The 16958-nt window shown below is 60.1% G+C and carries 15 protein-coding genes; 9 read left to right on the forward strand and 6 right to left on the reverse strand.

Annotation, left to right across the window (positions count from 1 at the left end; translation table 11 throughout):
- Positions 1 to 40 precede the first annotated feature (40 nt).
- Complete coding sequence (gene thiI / locus D8U70_RS13080; protein ID WP_024011233.1) at positions 41 to 1495, reverse strand: tRNA uracil 4-sulfurtransferase ThiI; 1455 nt, start codon at positions 1493 to 1495, stop codon at positions 41 to 43.
- Positions 1496 to 1822: 327 nt separating this feature from the next.
- Between thiI and glnA the strand changes: the two genes are divergently transcribed.
- The 5 genes from glnA to ntrC all read left to right on the forward strand — a co-directional run bounded on the left by glnA (position 1823) and on the right by ntrC (position 7368).
- Entirely contained in the window at positions 1823 to 3229 is a 1407-nt protein-coding gene (gene glnA / locus D8U70_RS13090; RefSeq protein WP_016772104.1) for a type I glutamate--ammonia ligase, read from the forward strand.
- Between the two features lie 258 nt (positions 3230 to 3487).
- A complete protein-coding gene (locus tag D8U70_RS13095) occupies positions 3488 to 4000 on the forward strand; it encodes a DUF4124 domain-containing protein (protein ID WP_130929045.1) in 513 nt (170 codons plus the stop codon).
- Positions 3997 to 4620, forward strand: a complete 624-nt coding sequence (locus D8U70_RS13100) for a DUF4124 domain-containing protein (protein ID WP_130929046.1) — start codon at positions 3997 to 3999, stop codon at positions 4618 to 4620. Before D8U70_RS13095 ends, D8U70_RS13100 begins: the two co-directional genes overlap by 4 nt.
- A gap of 229 nt (positions 4621 to 4849) precedes the next feature.
- Positions 4850 to 5935, forward strand: coding sequence for a nitrogen regulation protein NR(II) (glnL, locus tag D8U70_RS13105; RefSeq protein WP_016772107.1), 1086 nt, complete (start codon positions 4850 to 4852; stop codon positions 5933 to 5935).
- Positions 5932 to 7368: a nitrogen regulation protein NR(I) gene (gene ntrC / locus D8U70_RS13110; protein WP_016772108.1), complete on the forward strand. Its 1437-nt coding sequence runs from the start codon at positions 5932 to 5934 to the stop codon at positions 7366 to 7368. The genes glnL and ntrC overlap by 4 nt, the downstream gene beginning before the upstream one ends.
- A 545-nt stretch (positions 7369 to 7913) precedes the next feature.
- Here the strand turns inward: ntrC and D8U70_RS13115 are convergent.
- Positions 7914 to 9788, reverse strand: a complete 1875-nt coding sequence (locus D8U70_RS13115; RefSeq protein ID WP_241664658.1) for a leucine-rich repeat domain-containing protein — start codon at positions 9786 to 9788, stop codon at positions 7914 to 7916.
- A 304-nt stretch (positions 9789 to 10092) separates the two neighbouring features.
- Complete coding sequence (locus tag D8U70_RS13120; RefSeq protein WP_071174114.1) at positions 10093 to 10533, reverse strand: hypothetical protein; 441 nt, start codon at positions 10531 to 10533, stop codon at positions 10093 to 10095.
- Here D8U70_RS13120 and D8U70_RS13125 point away from each other — a divergent pair.
- A complete protein-coding gene (locus D8U70_RS13125; RefSeq protein WP_016772113.1) occupies positions 10532 to 10987 on the forward strand; it encodes a tRNA (cytidine(34)-2'-O)-methyltransferase in 456 nt (151 codons plus the stop codon). The two genes, D8U70_RS13120 and D8U70_RS13125, sit on opposite strands and share 2 nt — an antisense overlap.
- A 123-nt stretch (positions 10988 to 11110) precedes the next feature.
- Here D8U70_RS13125 and secB read toward each other — a convergent pair whose 3' ends face one another.
- Genes secB through D8U70_RS13140 form a run of 3 tightly spaced genes read right to left on the reverse strand, consistent with a single transcriptional unit; the run spans position 11111 to position 12323 of the window.
- Complete coding sequence (secB, locus tag D8U70_RS13130; RefSeq protein WP_016772114.1) at positions 11111 to 11596, reverse strand: protein-export chaperone SecB; 486 nt, start codon at positions 11594 to 11596, stop codon at positions 11111 to 11113.
- A 57-nt stretch (positions 11597 to 11653) separates the two neighbouring features.
- Complete coding sequence (grxC, locus tag D8U70_RS13135) at positions 11654 to 11908, reverse strand: glutaredoxin 3 (RefSeq protein ID WP_016772115.1); 255 nt, start codon at positions 11906 to 11908, stop codon at positions 11654 to 11656.
- A gap of 1 nt (position 11909) precedes the next feature.
- On the reverse strand, positions 11910 to 12323 hold the full coding sequence (locus D8U70_RS13140; RefSeq protein WP_016772116.1) for a rhodanese-like domain-containing protein: 414 nt from the start codon (positions 12321 to 12323) through the stop codon (positions 11910 to 11912).
- 153 nt (positions 12324 to 12476) lie between these two features.
- Here D8U70_RS13140 and gpmI point away from each other — a divergent pair, with 153 nt between their 5' ends.
- The 3 genes from gpmI (at position 12477) to D8U70_RS13155 (ending at position 16957) form a co-directional block, all read left to right on the forward strand.
- Positions 12477 to 14006, forward strand: coding sequence for a 2,3-bisphosphoglycerate-independent phosphoglycerate mutase (gene gpmI / locus D8U70_RS13145; RefSeq protein ID WP_130929047.1), 1530 nt, complete (start codon positions 12477 to 12479; stop codon positions 14004 to 14006).
- A gap of 313 nt (positions 14007 to 14319) precedes the next feature.
- Complete coding sequence (locus D8U70_RS13150; protein WP_016772118.1) at positions 14320 to 15606, forward strand: murein hydrolase activator EnvC; 1287 nt, start codon at positions 14320 to 14322, stop codon at positions 15604 to 15606.
- A gap of 31 nt (positions 15607 to 15637) precedes the next feature.
- Entirely contained in the window at positions 15638 to 16957 is a 1320-nt protein-coding gene (locus D8U70_RS13155) for a S41 family peptidase (RefSeq protein WP_039756590.1), read from the forward strand.
- Position 16958 lies beyond the last annotated feature (1 nt).

Below are 16958 nucleotides of genomic sequence, written 5' to 3' on the forward strand. Positions count from 1 at the left end.
GGGCCGGTGACGCAGGCCACAGGCAAACAGCCCCGGGCACTTAGCTCGGTCGATAAACGCGCACATTGGCATGCCCCTCACTGAGCAAATGGTGGGCATGCAGGCGACTCATCACGCCTTTGTCGCAATACAGCAGGTACTGGCGAGTAGGGTCCAGTTCCTTGAAACGTGCGTTCACTGCATAGAACGGCATCGTCTGTACCTCTATGCCGGCGAGCTCCAGCGGGTCATCCTCGGCGGCATCCGGGTGGCGGATGTCGATCACGATCTGACCGGCCAGCGCTTCGCTGACTTCTTCAATTTGCAAATCCTGGCCCAACTCGTCGATTACCCGATCGATCGGCACCAGTTTGGCGTTGGCGAGCGCACGCTCGAGTACCGCCATGTCGAATTCTTTCTCTTCGTGCTCAACCCGGCCACGCTTGGCGGCAGTCTTGGGGTTGACCGAAATCACGCCGCAATATTCCGGCATGTGCCGGGCGAAATCGGCGGTGCCGATCTCGTTGGCGGTGTCGATGATGTCCTGCTTGTGCGCGACGATCAGCGGCCGCAGCACCAGCTTGTCGGTCACGCAGTCGATCACCGACAGGTTCGGCAGCGTCTGGCTCGACACCTGGGAGATCGCTTCACCGGTCACCAGTGCATCGATGTGCAGGCGTTCGGCGATCTCGGACGAGGCGCGCAACATCATACGCTTCAAAACCACGCCCATATGACTGTTATCGACTTTGCCGAGAATTTCGCCCAGCACTTCCTCGAACGGCACACTGACAAATAGCACGCGTTGCGAGCTGCCGTACTTCTTCCAGATGAAGTGCGCGACTTCCATCACGCCCAATTCGTGGGCACGCCCGCCGAGATTGAAGAAGCAGAAGTGCGCCATCAGGCCGCGACGCATGATCTGGTAAGCCGCCACGGTCGAATCAAAGCCGCCGGACATCAATACCAGCGTCTGCTCCAACGCGCCGAGCGGGTAGCCGCCGATGCCGTTGTGCTGGCTGTGAATCACGAACAACCGTTTGTCGCGAACTTCGATACGGACTTCGATTTGCGGTGCTTTAAGGTCGATTCCGGCCGCACCGCACTCACGACGCAGCTTGCTGCCGACGTATTTTTCCACGTCCATCGAGCTGAAGGCATGCTTGCCTGCGCGCTTGCAGCGCACCGAGAAAATCTTCCCGGCCAGTGCATCGCCGTAGTGCTGTTTGCATTTTTCGGTGATGTCGTCGAAATCGCCCAGCGGGTACTCGTCGATCTGCAGGAAGTGCGCGATCCCCGGCATGCAGGTCAGGCGCTCGCCCATCTCTTTCAAGGCTTTGGGGTCGGTAACGCGGGTTTCCAGCTCGAGATTGTCCCACACGCCGTTCACCACCACGGCCGGGTCCAGGTCACGGAGCACGGTGCGGATGTTCTTGGCCAACTGGCGGATGAATTTCGTCCGGACAGGTCGGCTTTTGATGGTGATCTCGGGGAAGACTTTTACGATTAGTTTCATGAAAACAGCGCGCGAACGGCCAGCCGAAAAAGGGGGGCGCGGATTATAGCGGAAATTGCTCAAGGTTTAACCAGTTAATGTGCAGAAGGTTTTGCTTGCACCAAAACAGGTCATTTCTGAATTTAAACGCAACATTAAGGGGCGGGATTTGTCGATTCAGTACCTCGCACGCCTTAATAAGCGTGAATTTGGGGCAAAAAACCCATGCTGGGGCACTGGCATGCAATTTGCTCCCTTGTGAGGCAGGTTGCCTTGGCAGAGTATTCGCGCCGGCATCACCATTATTAAGGGCATCCACTACCCGCCCTAATTCACCCGGAGGACACTATGTCGAAGTCGGTTCAACTCATCAAAGATCATGACGTCAAGTGGATTGATCTGCGCTTCACGGACACCAAAGGCACTCAGCACCACGTGACCATGCCGGCTCGCGATGCGCTGGATGACGACTTCTTCGAAGTCGGCAAGATGTTCGACGGTTCCTCCATCTCCGGCTGGAAAGGCATCGAAGCCTCCGACATGATCCTGATGCCGGTCGATGAAACTGCCGTACTCGATCCGTTCACCGAAGACCCAACCCTGATTCTGGTGTGCGACATCATCGAGCCTTCGAGCATGCAGGGCTACGATCGCGACCCACGTGCGATCGCCAAGCGCGCCGAAGAGCACCTGAAAGCTACCGGTATCGGTGACACCGTATTCGCCGGTCCAGAGCCTGAGTTCTTCATCTTTGACTCGGTGAAATTCAAGTCGGACATCTCCGGCTCGATGTTCAAGATCTACTCCGAACAAGGTTCGTGGATGTCCGACCAGGACATCGAAGGCGGCAACAAGGGTCACCGTCCAGGCGTGAAAGGCGGCTACTTCCCGGTTCCACCGTTCGACCACGACCACGAAATCCGTACTGCCATGTGCAACGCACTGGAAGAAATGGGTCAGTCGGTTGAAGTTCACCACCACGAAGTGGCGACTGCCGGCCAGAACGAAATCGGCGTCAAGTTCAACACCCTGGTCAAGAAAGCTGACGAAGTTCAGACCCTGAAATACGTTGTGCACAACGTTGCTGACGCTTACGGCCGCACCGCGACCTTCATGCCGAAGCCACTGTACGGCGACAACGGTTCGGGCATGCACGTACACATGTCGATCTGGAAAGACGGCAAGAACACCTTCGCAGGTGAAGGCTATGCCGGCCTGTCCGATACCGCTCTGTACTTCATCGGCGGCATCATCAAGCACGGTAAGGCTCTGAACGGCTTCACCAACCCGGCGACCAACTCCTACAAGCGTCTGGTGCCAGGCTTCGAAGCGCCGGTAATGCTGGCCTACTCGGCGCGCAACCGTTCCGCTTCGATCCGTATTCCTTACGTGTCGAGCCCGAAAGCCCGCCGTATCGAAGCACGCTTCCCGGATCCGGCTGCCAACCCGTACCTGGCTTTCGCAGCGCTGCTGATGGCCGGTCTGGACGGTATCCAGAACAAGATCCACCCAGGCGATGCTGCCGACAAGAACCTGTACGACCTGCCGCCTGAAGAGGCGAAAGAGATTCCACAGGTTTGCGGCAGCCTGAAAGAAGCCCTGGAAGAGCTGGACAAGGGCCGCGCGTTCCTGACCAAGGGCGGCGTGTTCTCCGACGACTTCATCGATGCTTACATCGCGCTGAAATCGGAAGAAGAAATCAAGGTTCGCACCTTCGTGCACCCACTGGAATATGAGCTGTACTACAGCTGCTGATCCGGTAGCGCTGCGTAAAGTGGCGTGACAAAAGAGGCCTCCTTCGGGAGGCCTTTTTTATTGCCCGGCGCAGTTCATTTACCCTGCGGGAGCGAGCCTGCTCGCGAAAGCGGTGGGTCATTGATCGTTCCCACGCTCCGCATGGGAACGATCCGTGTTTTGGCTACCAGTCTTTTCAATTCCAGTTATTAACGGTTTTGGCCAACCGCCGCACCTGACCTATGCTGCTACCCATCGTTTCCAACCCCGGTCGATTTCATGGGTCGCACGTTTCTCTACATTCTGCTGCTGATCGCCCTGCCCGCCGCCGCGCAGATCTACAAGTACACCGACGCCAACGGCAACACGGCGTACAGCAATCAGCCGCCGGACGGCGTGCAGGCGCAACCGGTCGAGCTGCCGCCGCTCAATCGGGTCGAGCCACGAGCGCCGAGCGCGCCGCAATCACCCAGCCCCGAAGCACCGCAACCAGCGCGCAACGCCTATGAAATCCTCGAACTCGCCGGTCTGCCCACTGACGAGGCCCTGCGCGCCAATAACGGCACCTTTACGGTCAATGTCCTGATCAAACCGCGCCTGCAACCGCCGCATCAATTAAGGCTGCTACTCGACGACCGGCCCTATGGCCAGCCGAGCAACGTGCCGGTTCTGCAACTGGTCAACATCGATCGCGGCGAGCATCGCCTGGCCGTGCAAGTGATCGACGGCCAAAGCGTCGTTCAGCAGAGCCCGCCAGCCGTCTTCACCGTGCAACGGGTGCATAGACCATGATCCGCGCGGGGCTGGCACTCATTCTGGCGCTGATGTCGACGTACACCTTGGCGGAGGTCTTTACCTATGTCGACGCGCAGGGCAACCGCGTCTATACCGACCAGCCACGCGCCAACGCCAAGCGAGTGCCGATCGCGACGAGCAATCGCATGGCGGTCCCTGCCAACACCGCAGCGCCGATCACCACAGCGAAAAAATCCGCCGAACCAACGCCCTTTCGCTACGACATGCTGCGCATTCTGATCCCGGAGCCCGATGCTACTTTGCGCAACAGCGCCGGCGAGCTGATCGTCAGCGTCACCAGCGAGCCCGGCCTGCAAAGCGGCCATCGTTATCGCTTGCTGCTGGATGGCAAGGCCACTGGCGAGCCCGGCGTCAGCCCGGTATTTGCGCTGAGCAATATCGATCGCGGCAGCCACAGCCTTTCGATCGAAATCCTCGACGCCGCCGGGCGTACCGTGGAACGCACCGCCAATCAGCCGTTCCACATGCTGCGCATTTCCCTGGCGCAGAAACGTCAGGTCAAACCCTGTGTCGCCGACGATTACGGCGTGCGCCCGGAATGTCCGCTCAAGGACAAACCTGAAGAGCCGAAAAATCCATTCCTGCGCTTCTTTTAACCCCACCAGCCGCGCGCACTCTATTGGTGCACTAAACTGCATCTCGCCCACAACCCAACCCATTTTGGTTCGAAACTTCCCGTTTGAGCTGGCTTCGTGCCATACAAACGCGCGTCAAACGCCTGTTTCAGGGCTCAAACGCTTCTTTTCGGAGCCTTGGTTTGGTTTTTGCATTTTCCCGACATCAGCGCTTTGTTCTCGCGCACGCCTTGCTCCAAAAGGGGTCCAGATGACCATAAGCGACGCTATTCACCGTTTGCTGCTCGACAACCTGACCACGGCGACCATCCTGCTCGACGCCGAGCTGCGCTTGGAGTACATGAACCCGGCGGCGGAAATGCTGTTGGCGGTCAGCGGTCAGCGCAGTCACGGCCAGTTCATCAGCGAGCTGTTCACCGAATCCCCCGAGGCGCTCAATTCCCTGCGTCAGGCGGTGGAGCAGGCGCACCCTTTCACCAAGCGTGAAGCGATGCTCACCGCCCTCACCGGCCAGACGCTGACCGTGGATTATGCGGTCACGCCAATCCTCAGCAACGGCGAGACTTTGCTTTTGCTTGAAGTGCACCCGCGTGATCGCCTGTTGCGGATCACCAAGGAAGAGGCCCAGCTGTCCAAGCAGGAAACCAGCAAGATGCTGGTGCGCGGCCTCGCCCACGAGATCAAGAACCCCCTCGGCGGCATCCGTGGCGCGGCGCAATTGCTCGCCCGCGAGCTACCGGAAGACAGCCTGCGCGATTACACCAATGTGATCATCGAAGAGGCCGACCGCCTGCGCAACCTGGTCGATCGCATGCTCGGCTCGAACAAACTGCCGTCGCTGGCCATGTGCAACGTCCACGAAGTGCTCGAACGCGTCTGCCATCTGGTCGAGGCCGAAAGCCAGGGCTGCATCACCCTGGTGCGTGATTACGACCCGAGCATTCCCGACGTCCTGATCGACCGCGAGCAAATGATTCAGGCGGTGCTGAACATCGTGCGCAACGCGATGCAGGCCATCAGCAGCCAGAACGAGCTGCGTCTGGGCCGCATCAGCCTGCGCACCCGCGCCATGCGCCAGTTCACCATCGGCCACATCCGCCATCGTCTGGTGACCAAGATCGAGATCATCGACAACGGCCCGGGCATCCCGGCGGAACTGCAGGAAACCATTTTCTTTCCCATGGTCAGCGGCCGCCCGGACGGTACCGGGCTGGGCCTGGCCATTACCCAGAACATCATCAGTCAGCACCAGGGCCTGATCGAGTGTGAGAGCCATCCAGGCCACACCACCTTCTCGATCTTCCTGCCACTGGAACAAGGAGCCACATCGACATGAGCCGTAGTGAAACCGTGTGGATCGTCGATGACGACCGTTCTATCCGTTGGGTCCTGGAAAAGGCCTTGCAGCAGGAAGGCATGACCACCCAGAGCTTCGACAGCGCCGATGGCGTGATGAGTCGTCTGGCCCGGCAGCAGCCGGACGTGATCATCTCCGATATCCGCATGCCGGGCGCCAGTGGCCTGGATCTGCTGGCGCGGATTCGCGAACAGCACCCACGGCTGCCGGTCATCATCATGACCGCTCACTCCGATCTGGACAGCGCTGTCGCCTCCTATCAGGGCGGTGCTTTCGAGTACCTGCCCAAGCCTTTCGACGTCGATGAGGCGGTATCGCTGGTCAAACGCGCCAACCAGCATGCCCAGGAACAGCAAGGCCTGGAGGTTGTGCCAGCCCTGACCCGCACCCCGGAAATCATCGGCGAAGCGCCGGCGATGCAGGAAGTGTTTCGCGCCATCGGGCGCCTGAGCCACTCCAACATCACCGTGCTGATCAACGGCGAATCCGGTACCGGTAAAGAACTGGTCGCCCACGCCCTGCACCGCCACAGCCCACGCGCGGCTTCGCCGTTCATTGCCCTGAACATGGCGGCGATTCCCAAGGATCTGATGGAATCGGAACTGTTCGGCCACGAGAAAGGCGCGTTCACCGGCGCGGCAAACCTGCGTCGCGGTCGCTTTGAACAAGCGGACGGCGGCACGCTGTTCCTCGATGAAATCGGCGACATGCCGGCGGACACCCAGACTCGCCTGCTACGCGTGCTGGCCGATGGCGAGTTCTATCGCGTCGGCGGCCATGTGCCGGTCAAGGTCGATGTACGCATCATCGCCGCGACCCACCAGAATCTGGAAACTCTCGTTCACGCCGGCAAATTCCGTGAGGACTTGTTCCACCGCCTCAACGTGATCCGCATCCACATCCCGCGCCTGTCGGATCGTCGCGAAGACATCCCGACCCTGGCCCGGCACTTCCTCAGCCGCGCCGCGCAGGAACTGGCGGTCGAGCCGAAGCTGCTGAAAAGCGAAACCGAGGAATACCTGAAAAACCTGCCGTGGCCGGGCAACGTGCGCCAGCTGGAGAACACCTGCCGCTGGATCACCGTCATGGCCTCCGGCCGTGAAGTGCACATCAGTGACTTGCCACCGGAACTGCTCAACCTGCCGCAGGATTCGGCGCCAGTGACCAACTGGGAACAGGCCCTGCGCCAGTGGGCCGATCAGGCCCTGGCCCGTGGCCAGTCGAGCCTGCTCGACAGCGCAGTGCCGGCGTTCGAGCGGATCATGATCGAGACTGCTTTGAAGCACACCGCAGGACGTCGGCGTGATGCGGCGGTGCTGCTGGGTTGGGGGCGCAATACCCTGACGCGCAAGATCAAGGAACTGGGGATGAAGGTTGATGGTGGGGATGATGATGAGGGGGAAGAGGGTTAAGTCTCCGGTTCTCCGTTGAACCCATTCGCGAGCAGGCTCGCTCCCACAATTGAAATACGCTCCTCTGTGGGAGCGAGCCTGCACCGGGCGGCGTTCCGACGAAGCTTTTTGCGCCAGCATGCACCGCATCAATGCACGATGACCCGGGATCGCGCAGAGCCCGATGCTCATCGCCCAGTTGCAAAGTGCTGAAAATTCCAGACTTCAAATAAGCGAAAGCCCCGTATTCCGGGGCTTTCGCGTTCCCAAAGCGTTTTTTGTTTCAGCAAATTTAAACCTGGCACGCACCCTGCAATACCTATCTCAGGTGATTCGTTTCACCACCCGTTTCGGGGACCTTGGTACAGGCAGGCCGGGGATTCCCCTCTTTACACCGGGCTCACAGCACAAAGCGGCGAGCCTACCCTTTTGGGATCCTTGGTACAGGCAGGCCGGGGGTTCCCTCTTTACACCGGGCTGACGCCGCAAGCGAAGCCCATGCTTTTGGGAACCCTGATACAGGCAGGTCAGGGATTCCCGCTTTTACACCGCAATGCGTTCTGCGCCTATTCGAACTTGGGACGCTTGGGCAGAGGGTGCAGCGGTTGATTCTGTCGCCCTGCGTCATAGCTGCGGATTTCACTCTCCAGCCGGTCCAGCATCCTCCCGGGACTCGTTTCCGTATGAAGAATGGCGTCGAGCCTGGCCCGCTCGGTGACGTCGGCCCTGTCATACATTTCCAGAAACCACCACACGCGCCGCTGCAGCAGCGGGCGTTCGACGTGAAACTCGGGCGTTCGACTCAGCCGACGAAGAATGCCGGTCACTGCCAGTGGCATTGCGGCGTTATGCCTGTCCCACAGCGCTTGTTTTTCCGCTATCTGGTCCTGTGGCACATTGCGTAGCCAGAGATCGGCAGACCCATCGCTGCTTTCCTGCCCAAGCCAGATATCGGTGCCTGTCTCGGCACGTGCTCGTATCAACCGCCGTAGCGAGGCCGGGTCCGTGATCGGATTGCCGATGAGATTGAAGCCCGCTCTGAGCTCCACGGATTCGGGAATCGACCTGATGTGATTGTCCGCAAGATTCAATTCTTTTGCGGGAATCCTGTCGGTAATGCCCTCGGGAAATCTTTGCAATCGTGTATTGGAAAGATCCAGCTCCTGCAGTGCGGTCATGTTTTCGAGTGAAAGGCTGTCCGCAAGCGGATTGCCCCCCAGTCTCAACACTTCAAGCTTCGACGCCACGTCGATGGCTTCAAGACCGGAAGGCAGCAGGTGTATTCCGGTGCGGCTCAGATCCAGCACTCGCAGTTCAGTCATCCCTCTGAGGTCAGCTGCCACTTGCAAAAAGGTGACTTGCTCCTGATGCCGCATCTGCATGTCCAGGCTGTTCACCGGGGCCTCGAACGTGTTGCAAAGCCATAGCTCATGTAGCTTGGCAAGGCCTCGTACGGAAAAGTCAGACGTCAATTCACAGTCCTGCAAGTGCAGCCTTTGCAGACGCGGGAATCTTTTCAATTGCTCGGCAAAGCGCGAATCCAGACTGAATTTTGAATGCACCCAATTAATCACGTCCCATCCTTGAAACCGGCCTTGCACTCCGATTTCCTGACTGGTAATCGTCAGACTTTCAAGGTTGGGAAATTGTGCGCAAAACACGTCTGGGTCCAGCCGGCCACGGCCTCTTAAAGTCAGAGAAACCACTGAGCCGAACTTCAAGGAAAGCGGCTTTGCAACTGGCCAAATCGTCAGATCGATTTCCAGCTTGAAGCCCACGAGCCGCCCATCACGGTAGACGCGCTGCTCGGGCTGGCCTTGCCATCGGTACAACTGGCGAAACGTCGCCCACATATTTCGCGCCTCATGAAACTCGTTGTCCGATGAAATGGAACCTCGACTGATCGGCAGGTCAAAACGCGTCGAGTCCAATAGCGCAAGCCCAAGCTGGATATGCTTGAGCTCAAGCTCTGCCACGTCCTTGTCATCAAACCGGGCGATGAAGGCATCCGCGTCCTCGTCGGTCGCGTCGGGAAGGTAGGTGCGGATCTGTTCCCGGGTAGTTGGCTCCGCGACTTCACGCGCATACCAAAGTCCGCTGTCCACATCGCGCAGCATCACCGGGCCGGAAGGGAGCAACTCGCTTGGACGCCGGGCTCGGTACAAACCCGTCGCAGGATCCACGGCGACAGGCACCAGGTCACCGTTGGCCAGGTCTGCGTAGGTTCGCCGACTGATCACCCGCAAACCTTCGCTGTTGACCTGTGGAAGTATCGCTCGGGCGTTGGTGACGTAATTGTCCAGCGAAGGCTGAGTGGCGGTAGGGCCAATACCCTCCGCGATTGCGCGAACTACAACGGCCGCGGCGGGGGGCACGGCATCCAGGGTGGCGTCGGTGGATGATCCGGCGCGCGGCAGCAAATGGTGCTGAGCAATATCCACATCGACGCCTGTGCGACCCAAGTGGCCGGGAAGCGAAGTGTCCACGTCCGCAGACCGATGCGGGCTGCCCGAGGCGTCCACGTGGGTACCGCCACCGCGAGGGGGTTTGACTGGCATATTTTCATCCTTGAAAAAGACGCCCCCTGCATTCCTGCAAGGGGACGACGGGTTTCGGCATCCTGCCGTTTGAAGGGGCAAACGATAGCGTGCACGAGCACGTGCTGGAGATGGGAAAGGGAGACGGCCGCAGTGGGAAACGACCTCAAACAGTGTCGGAGCGCGCCCCAGTGATGAGGACTTGCCCCTAGGGCTCGCTCAAGCGGATCTCCAGCCGCCAGCGATCATCGACCTCGCTGCCGACCCAGTCGCCCTGCAACGGGCGCGCTGCCAGCACCGTCAGCAATAACCCTCCATCGCTTTTGCGCGTGCGCCAGTTGACGTCCTTGCCGTTGAGCCTGAGCTGGCCCTTCTGCGGCCGACCTTCGGCCTGAAACAGCAGCGCGACGGTGCCGTCGATAATCTCGCCGTGCAGCTTCGGCTCATTGTTGAACCACACCACCAGGCCGCCATCGGTCACCTCGACCTGCTCCAGCACGCTCGGATCCGGCGTGGTCAGCCGGCCGATCATCAAGCCGATCATCAAGCCGACAATCGCCAGCGAGCCGATGACTCGCGGGAATAGTTTCGAACGGTTGTCCACAGGCGGCGTAGAATGCCGCTCATCTTTACCTTCGGAGCCGTGCATGTTTCACGTCATCCTTTTTCAACCAGAAATTCCGCCGAACACCGGCAACGTTATCAGGCTGTGCGCCAACAGCGGCTGCCACCTGCATTTGATCGAACCACTGGGTTTCGAGATGGACGACAAGCGCCTGCGCCGTGCCGGTCTCGACTACCACGAATATGCCACGTTGCAGCGTCACGCTGACTTGGCCAGTTGTCTGGAAAGTCTGGGCAACCCCCGCGTGTTCGCCTTCACCACCAAGGGTTCGCGGCCGTTCCATGATGCCGCGTTCGTGCCCGGCGATGCGTTTCTGTTCGGCCCGGAAAGCCGTGGCCTGCCAGCGGACGTGCTCGACGCCCTGCCCGCCGAACAGCGCCTGCGCCTGCCGATGCGCGAAGGCTGCCGCAGCCTGAACCTGTCCAACACCGTGGCGGTCGCCGTGTACGAAGCGTGGCGGCAGAACGACTTCAAATAACGCCGCAAAACAAATGTGGGAGCGAGCCTGCTCGCGATTACGGAGTGTCAGTCAACATTGATGTGTCTGACAGACCGCTTTCGCGAGCAGGCTCGCTCCCACATGGGGTATTGCTGAACCGTCTTACTGAACGGTCGGGGTCTCGCCGCTTTCCTGCATGCGCTGCAGCTCTTGCGCGTACAGGGCGTCGAAGTTCACCGGGGCCAGCATCAGCGCCGGGAACGAACCGCGGGTGACCAGGCTGTCCAGGGTTTCGCGGGCGTACGGGAACAGGATGTTCGGGCAGAATGCACCGAGGGTGTGGCTCATCGAAGCCGCGTCCAGATTCTTGATCAGGAAGATACCGGCCTGTTGCACTTCAGCGATGAAGGCCACTTCTTCACCGTTTTTCACGGTGACGGAAAGAGTCAGCACCACTTCGTAGAAATCGCCTTCCAGCGCTTTCTGGCGAGTGTTCAGATCCAGACCGACCGCCGGATCCCACTGCTGGCGGAAGATCGCCGGGCTTTTCGGGGCTTCGAAGGACAGGTCGCGTACGTAGATGCGCTGCAAGGAAAATTGCGGTGCGGTTTCTTCTTCGCTGGCTGCAGTGTTCTGTTGGTCAGTCATCTCAGATCCTTATCGATCTTGGGTCTTTTAGGGAGTGCTGTACGTGGGTGCAGCCGTTCAGCCCTTGAGCAGCGCGTCGAGTTTGCCGGCGCGTTCCAGGGCGTATAAATCATCGCAACCGCCGATGTGCTTTGCGCCGATCCAGATCTGCGGCACGGACGTGCGCCCGGCCTTTTTGGTCATTTCGGCACGCAGCTGCGGCTTGCCATCGACCTTGATCTCTTCGAAGGCCACGCCTTTGCTGGCGAGCAGATGCTTGGCGCGCGAGCAGTAAGGGCAGTAATCGCTGGAGTAGACGATGACTTCGCTCATGTCATTTCACCAGCGGCAGGTTGTCGCCTTTCCAGCTGGAAATCCCGCCGGACAGCTTGGCGGCGGTGAAGCCGGACTTCATCAGCTCGCGGGCGTGAGTACCGGCGGTCTGACCGAGGGCGTCGACCAGAATGATGGTCTTGGCCTTGTGTTTTTCCAGCTCGCCGACGCGGGCGGCCAGTTTGTCTTGCGGGATGTTCACCGCGCCGACGATGTGGCCAGCGGCATAATCCTTGGCCGGACGGATGTCCACCACCACGCCTGCGTCTTTATTGACCAGTGCGGTCAGCTCGCCGGTGCTCAGGCTCTTGCCGCCGCCCTGCATCGTGTGCGCCAGCAACAGAGCCAGAAGTACGACGAAGATACCGACAAGAATGTAGTGGTTAGTGGCAAATTCAATCAGGTGAGCAACCATCGAAGGAGGTTCCAGGGCGTTAAAATGTCGGCCAGTATACACAGCCACTATGGTCGGCCAAACCCCGTCCGGCGGTGACGCGGTCGGAACTTCGCTTTAAACTCCAACTCCGTTTTCCATCGCCCTCTTCTTTATCAGCCACGAGTGGATTCCATGACGACTACGCCCAAACCTTTGGTCCTGATGATTCTCGACGGCTTCGGTCACAGCGACAGCCCCGAATCCAATGCCGTGTTCGCGGCGAAGAAACCTGTGCTGGATCGTCTGTGGGCCACGGTGCCGAACGGCTTGATTTCGGGCAGCGGCATGGACGTCGGCCTGCCGGACGGCCAGATGGGCAACTCCGAAGTCGGCCACATGAACCTCGGCGCCGGGCGCGTGGTGTATCAGGACTTCACCCGTGTGACCAAAGCGATCCGCGACGGCGAATTCTTCGAAAACCCCACCATCTGCGCCGCTGTGGATAAAGCCGTGGCCGCCGGAAAAGCCGTGCATTTCATGGGCCTGCTGTCCGATGGCGGCGTGCACAGCCACCAGGATCACCTGATCGCCATGGCCGAACTGGCCTTCAAGCGCGGCGCTGAAAAAATCTACCTGCACGCCTTCCTCGATGGCCGCGACACGCCGCCGAAAAGCGCCGCTTCGTCGATCGAACTGCTCGACGCGACTTTCCAGGCCCTCGGCAAAGGCCGGATCGCCAGCATCATCGGCCGCTATTTCGCCATGGACCGTGACAACCGTTGGGATCGCGTCGCCCAGGCCTACAACCTGATCGTCGACGGCAACGGCGAATTCAACGCCGCCACCGCGCAGGAAGGTCTGGAAGCCGCTTACGCCCGTGGCGAGAGCGACGAATTCGTCAAAGCCACTTCCATCGGTGATCCGGTAAAAGTTGAAGACGGCGACGCCGTGGTGTTCATGAACTTCCGTGCCGACCGCGCCCGCGAGCTGACCCGCGTGTTCGTCGAAGACGATTTCAAGGAATTTGCGCGCGCCCGCCAGCCAAAACTGGCCGGTTTCGTCATGCTGACCCAGTACGCCGCAAGCATTCCGGCACCGTCGGCCTTCGCTGCCGGCAGCCTGGAAAACGTTCTTGGTGATTATCTGGCGAAAAACGGCAAGACCCAGCTGCGCATCGCTGAAACCGAAAAATACGCCCACGTGACCTTCTTCTTCTCCGGCGGTCGTGAAGAACCGTTCCCGGGCGAAGAGCGCATCCTGATCCCGTCGCCGAAAGTCGCGACTTATGACTTGCAGCCGGAAATGAGCGCCCCGGAAGTCACTGACCGTATCGTCGACGCCATCGAAAACCAGCGCTACGACGTGATCGTGGTCAACTACGCCAACGGCGACATGGTCGGCCACAGCGGTGTCTTCGACGCGGCGGTCAAGGCGGTCGAGTGCCTCGACACCTGCGTCGGTCGCATCGTCGAGGCGCTGGAAAAGGTCGGCGGCGAAGCACTGATCACCGCTGACCACGGCAACGTCGAGCAAATGGCCGATGAATCCACCGGTCAGGCGCACACCGCGCACACCACCGAGCCGGTGCCGTTCATCTACGTCGGCAAACGCGACCTGAAAGTGCGCGAAGGCGGCGTGCTGGCGGACGTAGCGCCGACCATGCTGATGCTGCTGGGTCTGGAAAAACCGGCGGAGATGACCGGGACTTCGATCCTGGTGTAACGCGAATCCAGAAAACGGCGAAACCTGTTGCAAATGACTTTGTGGCGAGGGGATTTAGCGAACCGTCGCACCGCCCCGCTGGGTGACGCAGCCGCCCTGAAATCGAACACCACGGTGTCTCTGGTACACCGCATGTGCTGGTTTTACGACTGCTGCGCAGCCGAACGGGGATAAATCCCCTCGCCACAGGTCACTCCTGCATTGGTGTGCAGTGTTTTTCTGGCCAGTTATCACACAGCCCCAATTGGGCGTTTTTTTTGCAGCCTCGGGCGGGCATACTAGGCCGTCCCTTACCCTGGTGCCGCCCGCCCCTATGCTTCGCGTCCTGATCGCCCTTGCTCTGACCTGTCTGCTCCAGCCGGCCTTCGCCGACGAGCGCGCGCAAACCCAACAGCAGTTGGACGCCACGCGTCAGGATATCGCCGAGCTGAAAAAACTCTTGGGCAAGCTGCAGGAAGAAAAGTCCGGCGTGCAGAAAGAGCTCAAGGGCACTGAAACCGAGATGGGCAAGCTGCAGAAGCAGGTCGACGCGCTGCAGAAAGAACTGCAGAAAAGCGAATCCGAGCTACAGCGGCTCGATGCAGAGAAAAAAAAACTCCAGAGCGCGCGCACTGAACAGCAGCGACTGATCGCCATTCAGGCCCGAGCGGCGTACCAGAACGGCCGCCAGGAATACCTCAAGCTGCTGCTCAATCAGCAGAACCCCGAGAAGTTCGCCCGCACCCTCACCTATTACGACTACCTGAGCCAGGCACGCCTGGAGCAGTTGAAGAACTTCAACGAAACCCTGCGCCAGTTGGCCAATGTCGAAAAAGACATCGGCCTGCAGCAAGCGCAGTTGCTGGTGCAGAAAAGCGACCTCGACACTCAGCGCGAAGCACTCGAGAAAGTCCGCAAGGAGCGCCAGCAGGTTCTCGCCAGACTCAATGACGACGTCAAGGCCCGCGACCAGAAACTCGCCGCCCGCGAGCAGGATCAGGCAGACCTGTCTAAAGTCCTTAAAACCATTGAAGAAACCCTGGCCCGTCAGGCTCGTGAGGCAGAAGAAGCGCGGCAGAAAGCGCTGATCGCCCAGCAGGAAGCGGAAAAAAAGCGTTTGCGTGAGGCGCAGGCTGATAACAGCGACGCCCCACGAAAACCCGCCAGATCAAGCCCCGGCGCGCTGGTATCGAGCAGCGGCGAAACGTTTGGCGGGCCTTTTGCTGCAACCCGGGGAAAACTTCCGTGGCCGGTTGATGGTCGATTACTCGCGCGCTTCGGTGAAAGCCGTGGCGACGACGCCCGCACCAAGTGGGATGGCGTGATGATCAGCGCTTCCGCCGGCAGCCAGGTGCACGCCGTACACGGTGGGCGCGTGGTGTTTGCCGACTGGCTGCGCGGTGCCGGTTTGCTGGTAATTCTCGATCACGGCAACGGTTTTCTGAGTCTTTACGGCCACAACCAGACGCTGCTCAAGTCGGCGGGTGATGTGGTCAAGGCTGGCGAGTCGATTTCCACTGTCGGTAACAGTGGCGGTCAGGACACGCCAGCGCTGTATTTCGCAATTCGTCAGCAGGGTCACCCGAGTGATCCGGCGCAATGGTGTCGTGCGCAAGGATAAGCGCACCATCTAATTCAGGAGTTCGTTCGACATGCTGCATTTGTCCCGCCTTACCTCGCTGGCCCTGACGATCGCCCTGGTGATCGGCGCGCCTCTGGCGTTCGCCGCGCAACCGGCCCCGACCGTCGCTCCGGCAGGCACTGCCGCGACCGCCAAGGCGCCGTTGCCGCTGGAAGAGCTGCGCACCTTCGCCGAGGTCATGGACCGGATCAAAGCCGCGTACGTCGAACCTGTGGACGACAAGACCCTGCTGGAAAACGCGATCAAGGGCATGCTCAGCAACCTCGATCCGCATTCGGCCTACCTTGGCCCGGAAGACTTCACCGAATTGCAGGAAAGCACCAGCGGTGAATTCGGCGGCCTGGGCATCGAAGTCGGCGCCGAAGACGGCTTCATCAAGGTTGTCTCGCCGATCGACGACACCCCGGCGTCGAAGGCCGGCATTCAGGCTGGCGACTTCATCGTCAAGATCAACGGCCAGCCAACCCGCGGCCAGACCATGACCGAAGCCGTCGACAAGATGCGCGGCAAGATCGGCCAGAAAATCACCCTGACCCTGGTTCGCGATGGCGGCACACCGTTCGACGTGACCCTGGCCCGTGCAGTGATTCAGGTGAAAAGCGTCAAGGCGCAACTGCTGGAATCGGGCTACGGCTACATCCGCATCACCCAGTTCCAGGTCAAGACCGGCGAAGAAGTCTCCAAGGCTCTGGCCAAACTGCGCAAGGACAACGGCAAGAAGCTCAACGGCATCATTCTCGACCTGCGCAACAATCCGGGCGGCGTACTGCAATCGGCAGTGGAAGTGGTCGACCACTTCATCACCAAAGGCCTGATCGTCTACACCAAGGGCCGCATTGCCAACTCCGAATTGCGCTTCTCCGCCACCGGCAAGGACGAAAGCGAAGCGGTGCCGATGGTCGTGCTGATCAACGGTGGCAGTGCCTCGGCTTCGGAAATCGTCGCCGGCGCCCTGCAGGACCAGAAGCGTGCCGTGGTCATGGGCACCACCAGTTTCGGCAAGGGTTCGGTGCAGACCGTGCTGCCGCTGAACAACGACCGCGCGCTGAAGATCACCACCGCGCTGTACTTCACGCCGAACGGCCGCTCGATCCAGGCTCAGGGCATCGTGCCGGACATCGAAGTGCGCCGCGCGAAGATCACCAACGAAGCCGACAGCGAATACTTCAAGGAAGCCGATCTGCAAGGTCATTTGGGCAACGGCAACGGCGGCGCCGACAAACCGAGCGGTTCCGGCGGCAAGGCCAAAGCGATGCCGCAGGATGACGATTACCAGCTGGCCCAGGCCCTGAGCCTGCTCAAAGGCCTGAGCATCACCTCCGGCCGCTGAG

The sequence above is a fragment of the Pseudomonas sp. Sample_20 genome (assembly GCF_004307585.1).
Classification (GTDB): Bacteria; Pseudomonadota; Gammaproteobacteria; order Pseudomonadales; family Pseudomonadaceae; genus Aquipseudomonas; species Aquipseudomonas atacamensis.

Excerpts from the sequence above, each read along its gene's own strand:
- thiI (WP_024011233.1), bottom strand. The coding sequence starts at position 1,495 with ATGAAACTAATCGTAAAAGTCTTCCCCGAGATCACCATCAAAAGCCGA.
- glnA (WP_016772104.1), top strand. The coding sequence starts at position 1,823 with ATGTCGAAGTCGGTTCAACTCATCAAAGATCATGACGTCAAGTGGATT.
- D8U70_RS13095 (WP_130929045.1), top strand. The coding sequence starts at position 3,488 with ATGGGTCGCACGTTTCTCTACATTCTGCTGCTGATCGCCCTGCCCGCC.
- D8U70_RS13100 (WP_130929046.1), top strand. The coding sequence starts at position 3,997 with ATGATCCGCGCGGGGCTGGCACTCATTCTGGCGCTGATGTCGACGTAC.
- glnL (WP_016772107.1), top strand. The coding sequence starts at position 4,850 with ATGACCATAAGCGACGCTATTCACCGTTTGCTGCTCGACAACCTGACC.
- ntrC (WP_016772108.1), top strand. The coding sequence starts at position 5,932 with ATGAGCCGTAGTGAAACCGTGTGGATCGTCGATGACGACCGTTCTATC.
- D8U70_RS13125 (WP_016772113.1), top strand. The coding sequence starts at position 10,532 with ATGTTTCACGTCATCCTTTTTCAACCAGAAATTCCGCCGAACACCGGC.
- D8U70_RS13120 (WP_071174114.1), bottom strand. The coding sequence starts at position 10,533 with ATGCACGGCTCCGAAGGTAAAGATGAGCGGCATTCTACGCCGCCTGTG.
- secB (WP_016772114.1), bottom strand. The coding sequence starts at position 11,596 with ATGACTGACCAACAGAACACTGCAGCCAGCGAAGAAGAAACCGCACCG.
- grxC (WP_016772115.1), bottom strand. The coding sequence starts at position 11,908 with ATGAGCGAAGTCATCGTCTACTCCAGCGATTACTGCCCTTACTGCTCG.
- D8U70_RS13140 (WP_016772116.1), bottom strand. The coding sequence starts at position 12,323 with ATGGTTGCTCACCTGATTGAATTTGCCACTAACCACTACATTCTTGTC.
- gpmI (WP_130929047.1), top strand. The coding sequence starts at position 12,477 with ATGACGACTACGCCCAAACCTTTGGTCCTGATGATTCTCGACGGCTTC.
- D8U70_RS13150 (WP_016772118.1), top strand. The coding sequence starts at position 14,320 with ATGCTTCGCGTCCTGATCGCCCTTGCTCTGACCTGTCTGCTCCAGCCG.
- D8U70_RS13155 (WP_039756590.1), top strand. The coding sequence starts at position 15,638 with ATGCTGCATTTGTCCCGCCTTACCTCGCTGGCCCTGACGATCGCCCTG.